The 7,329-nt window shown below is 62.7% G+C and carries 7 protein-coding genes and 1 tRNA gene; all 8 read left to right on the forward strand.

Annotated features, from left to right (window positions below; translation table 11 throughout):
* The first annotated feature begins 226 nt into the window (after window positions 1–226).
* Window positions 227–976, forward strand: a complete 750-nt coding sequence (gene nadD / locus HMPREF2630_RS06670; protein WP_049347435.1) for a nicotinate-nucleotide adenylyltransferase — start codon at window positions 227–229, stop codon at window positions 974–976.
* Complete coding sequence (locus HMPREF2630_RS06675) at window positions 969–2,060, forward strand: sulfite reductase subunit alpha (RefSeq protein WP_070484019.1); 1,092 nt, start codon at window positions 969–971, stop codon at window positions 2,058–2,060. Before nadD ends, HMPREF2630_RS06675 begins: the two co-directional genes overlap by 8 nt.
* Window positions 2,061–2,120: 60 nt before the next feature.
* Complete coding sequence (gene rsfS / locus HMPREF2630_RS06680; protein ID WP_070484021.1) at window positions 2,121–2,558, forward strand: ribosome silencing factor; 438 nt, start codon at window positions 2,121–2,123, stop codon at window positions 2,556–2,558.
* 280 nt (window positions 2,559–2,838) lie between these two features.
* Window positions 2,839–2,911 (forward strand) — tRNA-Ala (locus HMPREF2630_RS06685).
* A 188-nt stretch (window positions 2,912–3,099) separates the two neighbouring features.
* Complete coding sequence (locus HMPREF2630_RS06690) at window positions 3,100–4,065, forward strand: cation diffusion facilitator family transporter (RefSeq protein WP_070484023.1); 966 nt, start codon at window positions 3,100–3,102, stop codon at window positions 4,063–4,065.
* A 203-nt stretch (window positions 4,066–4,268) separates the two neighbouring features.
* Window positions 4,269–5,660, forward strand: coding sequence for a glutaminase (locus tag HMPREF2630_RS06695; RefSeq protein WP_246822762.1), 1,392 nt, complete (start codon window positions 4,269–4,271; stop codon window positions 5,658–5,660).
* Between the two features lie 47 nt (window positions 5,661–5,707).
* Window positions 5,708–5,980: a hypothetical protein gene (locus HMPREF2630_RS06700; protein ID WP_049347438.1), complete on the forward strand. Its 273-nt coding sequence runs from the start codon at window positions 5,708–5,710 to the stop codon at window positions 5,978–5,980.
* Window positions 5,981–6,247: 267 nt separating this feature from the next.
* Window positions 6,248–7,141: a polysaccharide deacetylase family protein gene (locus HMPREF2630_RS06705; protein WP_070484025.1), complete on the forward strand. Its 894-nt coding sequence runs from the start codon at window positions 6,248–6,250 to the stop codon at window positions 7,139–7,141.
* Window positions 7,142–7,329: the final 188 nt, after the last annotated feature.

Raw genomic sequence — 7,329 nt, forward strand, 5'->3', positions numbered from 1 at the left:
CGGGGGTGAGCCGGGTCGCGGGTATTCCACCCGCGGCTTAGCTCACCCCCGTCATTTCGTTGTTTTTAGCGCCGAGACGGTAGCATAGATGGGTGTACGCACGTGCATCCGGCGTCCCGCGTGGGCCCGCCGAGTGGCGCGCGTGCATCCGTGTATTTGCCCGTATCCTCACCGGTGGGCGCGTTGTTTTCCGGTGCGGTCTCTGTCCCCAGCAAGGACGGCTTCTGTGAGTGATCAGCCTATTCAGCTTGATTTCGGTGCCCCGAGCTCCGAGTCGATTCCCCCTCGTATCCCTGGACGGGTGCGTTTGGGCGTGATGGGTGGAACGTTTGACCCGATTCATCACGGGCACCTGGTGGCGGCCAGCGAGGTCGCCGCGGTGTTCGACCTGGACGAGGTCGTGTTCGTTCCGACCGGTCAGCCCTGGCAGAAGGTGGGGGAGCGGCACGTGAGCGATGCCGAGCACCGCTACCTGATGACGGTGATCGCGACCGCGTCGAACCCGCGTTTTACGGTGAGCCGTATTGATATTGACCGTGGCGGCGCCACGTACACCTTTGATACGCTTAACGAGCTGCGCAGCCTGCGCCCCGATGCTGACCTGTTCTTCATTACCGGGGCGGATGCGATCAGCCAGATTATGACCTGGCGCAATGCCCATAAGCTGTGGGACCTCGCGACGTTCGTGGGCGTGACCCGCCCCGATCACACGCTGGATCCTCCCCTTGCGGAGGGGCGTCATATTACGACGCTGAAGATCCCCGCGATGGCGATTTCTTCGACCGATATTCGCCGCCGCGCGGCTGAGGGCGCCCCCATCTGGTACCTGGTACCCGATGGCGTGGTGCAGTACATTGCGAAGTATGGGCTGTATAAGAAGGACGCTTTGACGGCCTACCGTGACGGCCTGCCTCGAGTTAAGGATGAGGCGGAGCAGTCACCCGAATCGACGAATAATGAGGGAACACATGAGTGAAGCTGCGGGTTCGAAGCCCTATAGCGAGGACGAAGCGTACCTCTATGAGACGTACGTGACCGAAGACGGCATTGAGGTGCCGCCGCCGACTAAGGTGATGGGTCCGCGCCGTCTCGCCCGTTACCGTGAGGAAGTCGCCGAGTACCTGCGCGCACACCGCCGCGGGGAGAACCCGAAGCCCGTTGAGAATATGGGTTCCGTGGTGAACACCGGCGCGATTGATCCGCAGGTTCTGGCGGTTCAGCGTCGTTTCGCGGCGCTGGCGGCCCAGGGCAAGATTGAGACCGAGGCGAACGACGAGGAGAAGCTGCACGAGCCGGCCCCTTTGACCAGTAGCCTGCGCGTTCTGCGTCCCGACGAGATCGCGAAGAACCGTGTGGATGCCACCAGCCCCTCGGCGGTGGATAGCCCGCTGACCTCTTCCATTCCGGTGATTACCGTGGTCAAGGAGGAGGAGCCCGAGCCGAAGATGCACGAGTACCTCGTGCGCGATGAGCCGAAGGTTGACGAGAGCGTCGTCAGCTACGCCTCCGCGCCGGCTGAGGACGAGGAGCCCTCCGAGCCCAAGGACGCCCAGGAACCCAAGGATGCTCAGAAGCCCGAGGCTGCCGAGGTGCAGAAGGACGACGCATCCTCCAACCTGCCCACCCGCGTGAGCGCCGTGAACGCACAGGGCCTGGACCTGAGCGTTCTGGACGGCTCCGTTTCTGGCGACACCGTGGATTCGGTGGACGGCGACCCGACCGTGGCCCTGAGCCCGGACGAGGTGGAGGAACTGCTGCAGCGCATGGTGGACCGCCAGGATCCCGAGGATTCCGTGGCGATGGCCGAGCTCGCCGCAGAGGAGTCTGCCGAGTCGAAGAGCGCACCGGTGGCATCCGTGGAGCGCGCGGACAGTGGATCTCAGAATGGCGGCGCTCAGAAGAAGGACTCCGATAAGTCCTTCGCCGAGAAGGTCACCGAGAACCAGTCGGAGCACGAGGTGCTGAAGCCGGCCCAGAAGACCTCCCTGGCCTGGCTGTGGATGGTTCTGTTGCTGGCCCTGGTTGTTGTCGGCTTGATTATGATTTTTGGCCCGAAGTAGGCCGTGAGAACGCACCCCGCGGGGTGCTGCCGGTGGGAATGACCGGCAAGAAAGGAAGATATGACTGCTGCACAGTCCTCGGTTGAGGCTCTGCGCATTGCCGCCCGCGCGGCGGAGGAGAAACAGGGAACGAACCTGTTCGCTGTGGATGCCTCCGACGCCATGGGCCTGATTGACGGTTTCCTGGTGGTTTCCGCTCACAACGAGCGCCTGGTGAACGCCGTGGCTGACGAGGTGGAGGACGCCCTGCGCGAGCAGGCCGGCCTGAAGCCGGTGCGCCGCGAGGGTCGCTCCTCGGGTCGTTGGATTCTGCTGGACTTCGGCGATATCGTGGTTCACGTTCAGCACGAGGAGGACCGCGAGTTCTACGCCCTGGATCGCCTGTGGGCTCAGGCCCCGCGCATCGAGCTGGGTGTTGAGAACGAGGCTCCCTTCGACATCGAGGCTGAGTCCGAGGAAGAGGCCGCGCGCATCATCCCGGCGCAGGACGAGGCTTAGGCCTTCGGGCTGTCGCTCGGCGCGCGACGTTTTTACGGTGCGCGTTCTGTAGCGTTTGCGTGAGGGGCGGGTTCGGCGCCCTGCATGTGGTGCACATGCGGGGCACGCGTGCCCGCCCCTTCGCCGTATTCGCGGTGCTTCGTAGCCCTTGGACGGGGTAGCTTGGAGCCCCTAAAGTTTTTGGAAAATTTTTTGAATTTGAGCTGTTCTCGATTTGCGTAGCCCTCTGAGGTGTGTGTAATATATTCATGTTGCCTCGTTGAGGAACATAACAGAATATGGGGATATGGCGTAGCTGGTAGCGCACCTGCATGGCATGCAGGGGGTCAGGGGTTCGAGTCCCCTTATCTCCACGGAAACCTCGGTTGAGGTGCCAATCGCCCGTTTCGTATGAATCGGGCGATTTTGCTATCTCTAGACTTTTTGCATCGTGGTTTCGTTCTGGAGGCGACGGACTCTCAGTTGTTTGCGTCGCCTGCCGGCTTATGCCGGTCTTCCCGCGCTGGTCATCTCACACCAGCCACATCTCAAGGAGAGGTTCATGGGAGAGTACGCACACGCTCACCACGACGGTCATCATCACAACCATTCGCACGTTCCGAGTCCGGAGGATGCCGCTTCGATGCGTCCGCGTCTTCTGGTTGCCTTTAGCCTGGCGGTCATTATTGTGTTGGCGCAGGCGGTTGGCTCGCTGGTGACGGGTAGCTTGGCCCTGCTGACGGATACGGCGCACGCCATTACGGATGCCTCCGGCCTGCTGGTGGCGCTCACCGCGGCTTCGCTCATGACGCGTCCGGCAACCTCGCGCCACACGTGGGGCTTCCGACGCATTGAGGTGCTGGCGGCCCTGGGCCAGTCGGTGCTGCTACTGGCCGTGGGTATCTACACGGCGGTGGAGGGCGTGCATCGCCTGTTTGCCCCGCCGGAGGTGCCCGGCGCCGAGCTGCTGGTCTTCGGCGTGGTCGGCCTGGTGGCGAACGTTATCGGCATTGCGGTGCTGGCTTCGGGCCGAAACGCGAACTTCAATATGCGTGCCGCGTTCCTGGAGGTGCTCAACGACGCCCTGGGTTCGCTGGGCGTGATTGTGGCGGCTATCGTGATTTGGCTGACCGGCTTCTACCGGGCGGATGCGCTGGCAGGCTTGTTCATTGCGGTGCTGATTGTGCCGCGCGCGGTGCGCCTGATGAGGCAGACCACGGCGGTGCTCATGGAGTTCACCCCGGATGGCCTGGACCTGGATGCGATGCGCGAGCACATGCTGCGCGTCGACGGTGTGGTGGAGGTGCACGATGTGCACGCCTCGATGGTGGCGACGGGCCTGCCGGTCGTGACCGCGCACGTGGTGGTTGCGGATTCTTGCTTCCGCGACGGGTCTGCGGTGGTGATTCTGGACCGTATCCGCTCCTGCGTTGCGACCCATTTTGAGGTGTCGGTGGAGCACTCGACCTTCCAGCTGGAGACCGCCGAGCTGGGCGGCCAGGAGCCGCAGTCGGTCCGCCACCCCTAGCCGGCTTTATGTCCCGGCACCCAGAACCCGGTCGTGCGCGCGGGCGCCGCGCGTTAGCCCACGCTGTCTACTCCGTCGTCATTCTCGGCAGTAGTTGGTAGCTTTTGGCGGCAAAAGATACACTCGTAGATGGGGTATGCCCGGGTTCTCCGGCGCATCCGGGAACGTACCCCGAACACCGAATCAGCATCACGGAGGAGACCATGCATTCACCCATCGCCACGTACCTCACTGAGTCCCTGACGACGGTCGTCTCCGATACCTCCGGGGAGCTGGCGAACTACATTCCCGAGCTGGCCGCCGTGGACCCGGATAAGCTGGCCGCGTCCATCGTGATGGTGGACGGCGAGCAGTACGCCGCCGGTGACAGCGACGTGGAGTTCACGATCCAGTCGATTTCCAAGCCCTTCGTGTACGCGCTGGCCCTGGCCGACCGCGGCTTTGACGATGTGCTGGCGAAGGTCGGCGTTGAGCCCTCGGGCGAGCCCTTCAACGAGCTGTCCCTGGAGGACGGTTCGGGCAAGCCGCTGAACCCCATGATTAACGCCGGCGCTATCACCACCCATTCGCTGGTGGGCCCTCCGGGGGCCACGCAGGGTGAGCGCATGGAGCGCGTCATTTCGGGTCTGTCGGCCTTTGCGGGCCGCCGCCTGTCGGTGAATGAGCGCGTGTACGAATCCGAACTGGAGCACGCGCACCGCAACTACGCGATTGCGCACATGCTGCGCGGCCACGGCATCCTGACGGGTGACCCGGAGGTGTCGGTGCAGGGGTACACGCGCCAGTGCTCGCTCATGGTCACTGTCAAGGACCTGGCGCTGATGGCCGCGACCCTCGCGAACTACGGCGTGCATCCGGTGACGGGGGAGCAGGTTGTGCCGAAGGGCGTGGTGCGTCAGGTGCTGAGCGTCATGTTCACGTGCGGCATGTACAATTCCGCGGGTGACTGGGCAACTCAGGTGGGCGTTCCGGCGAAGAGCGGCGTGGGCGGCGGCATCATTGGCGCGGTTCCGGGTCAGCTGGGTGTGGCGACGTTCTCCCCGCGCCTGGATAAGCACGGTAATAGCGTGCGCGGTGTGGAGCTCTTCGAGAAGTTCTCCGAAGACATGGGCATGCACGTGATGAACGTGCCGACGGTGGCGCGCTCGGCCTTGCGTGCGGACTACCAGATTGGTTCCGGACCCGAGGCCATGCGCCTGATTCAGCTGCAGGGCCGTATTCGTTTCGCGGGTGTGGAGCGCGTGATTCGCGAGATTGTGGATGCCCCGATGGAGGGCTCGAAGATCGCCCTGGACGTGACGCGCGTGTACGCGGTGGATGAGGTGGCGCAGAATATGCTCTTGGAGCTGATGCGCCGCCTGACCGCAGACGGCTACCGGGTGTACCTGATTGATAACGACGACACGATTACCGATACGGATGCGCTGCGCCGCATGAACGTGACGATTCTGTCGGGCCCCGAGGGCTCCTCTCCCTCGCAGTTGGTGGGGGAGGACTCCGTGGTTGAGCTGTCGGGTAGCGCCGCGGCTTCTGTGCCCGTGGAGGGTGCGTCGGTTAAGCCTTCGGGTGAGCTGGAGGGCGAGTCCGGGGCCTAGTCGGTGCTTCGGCGTGGCCGTGCCGTGCGGCTGGATATACTGGTGGTATGAAGAAGCTTTCTCAGAATCCCGTTGTTCGGCAGGCTCACCGTTTTCGCGAGGCTCTCCTGTACCCGGCGTATTTCGTGTTTTCGTTGCTGTCGCTGAGGTGGGTGCGTCGCCGTCACCCGCGCGCGGCGGGTGTGCTGTCTGCGGCGCTGTGGATTGAGCTGGTGATGCGTGGAATTAAGCAGCTGGTGCGTCTTATGGTGCCGGTTCTTCGGGACGCCGAGGCGCGCCGCGCGCGTGCGGAGCGCGGCCGCACCTACCAGCCGCGCTAGCTGTCGCGTGGCCTGTGTGCTGTGCCGCGGTCACCTGAGTTGTGTTGTGAAGCCCCCTTGCGCTGAGGCGTATAGGGGGCTTTGTGGTGGAGTGAGGGCTTCAGGAAAAAGTTGATGTATGAGATATGGGTGGTTTCTTCACTGAAGTGTTTTGACGTAATCTTTTGACTTGTTAGATGCTCGGAAGGGTTGCTATTTTACACTGAGAGTATGAACACCGCTCAAAACCTGATGTCGTTCGAGGCGCATCGGGATCATAGAAACACCATGATTTATCATTCCGTGGCCTCCCGCCGCGGCGTACTCCTCAGCTTGGGCGCTCTGGGCTTGGGCTCTCTGGGTCTTGCTCTCACCTCCTGCTCCGCTAAGGCCGAGGCAAGCAACGCAACGGGACAACCCACCGCGAGCCCGTCGGAGAGTCCCTCCGCATCCGGTAGCCCTGCTGTCACCTCCTCCGCCGCGCCGAGTGGTTCCGCGAGTGCTACTCCTTCCGCCGCGCCGAGTTCTGGTAGCACGCAGGCTCCCGGTAACCCTGTGCCGACGCCTCGCCCCTGGGATGGGCCGCAGACGGGGCTTGTTGGTGAGGGCAAGTACGTCGCCTGGACGGTTGATGACGGCGCCAACCCTGATGTGGTGCGCGCGTACGCCGAGTTTGCTCGCCGCACCGGCACGCGCCTCACCTTCTTTATCAACGGTCAGTACCCCTCTTTTGAGCAGCACCGCGAGCTGTTGCTTCCGCTAGTGAAGAGCGGGCAACTGCAGATTGCGAACCACACGTATAGTCACGCCGCGCTGACCAAACTCAGCGATGAGCAGATCGTTCGGGAGTTGACGCGCAATGATGAGGAGATTCAGCGGCTTTTTGGGGTGTCGTCGAAGCCGTATTTCCGCCCCCCGTACGGGTATTATGATGCGCGCGTGCTGGCGGCTGCAGCCTCGTGCGGTTTCACGCGCCCGGTGCTGTGGTATGGCTCCTTGGCTGATTCTTCGAATATTCCCTCGCAGGAGGTGCTTCGTTTTGCGAAGGAGTACGTGAATGCGCAGCGCATCATTATTGGTCATCTGAATTACCCCGGGGTGATTTCGGTGATGGATGAGATTAGGGGCCTGATGGACCGTATGGGGCTCACGACTGTTACGATTCGCGACTACTACGGTTAGGTCGCTGTAGTGCCGACCGGCTAAGTTTACTTGCCCCAGCCCGGATTGAGTTCACGCCAACTGACGTGGGCCTTCCGGGCACGGCGGAGCCCCCTCGTACTAGAAATGAACTGCCTCCCGTTTCTTGGACATCGAAAATAAAGTCCAAGAAACAGGAGGCTTTTCATGTCCGTGCATCTGGGAATGAG

The sequence above is a fragment of the Rothia sp. HMSC072B03 genome (genome assembly GCF_001809565.1).
Lineage (GTDB): Bacteria > Actinomycetota > Actinomycetes > Actinomycetales > Micrococcaceae > Rothia > Rothia mucilaginosa_A.

Coding starts and splice junctions, on each gene's coding strand:
- HMPREF2630_RS06705 (WP_070484025.1), top strand. CDS start 6,248: ATGATTTATCATTCCGTGGCCTCCCGCCGCGGCGTACTCCTCAGCTTG.
- HMPREF2630_RS06690 (WP_070484023.1), top strand. CDS start 3,100: ATGGGAGAGTACGCACACGCTCACCACGACGGTCATCATCACAACCAT.
- HMPREF2630_RS06700 (WP_049347438.1), top strand. CDS start 5,708: ATGAAGAAGCTTTCTCAGAATCCCGTTGTTCGGCAGGCTCACCGTTTT.
- HMPREF2630_RS06695 (WP_246822762.1), top strand. CDS start 4,269: ATGCATTCACCCATCGCCACGTACCTCACTGAGTCCCTGACGACGGTC.
- HMPREF2630_RS06675 (WP_070484019.1), top strand. CDS start 969: ATGAGTGAAGCTGCGGGTTCGAAGCCCTATAGCGAGGACGAAGCGTAC.
- rsfS (WP_070484021.1), top strand. CDS start 2,121: ATGACTGCTGCACAGTCCTCGGTTGAGGCTCTGCGCATTGCCGCCCGC.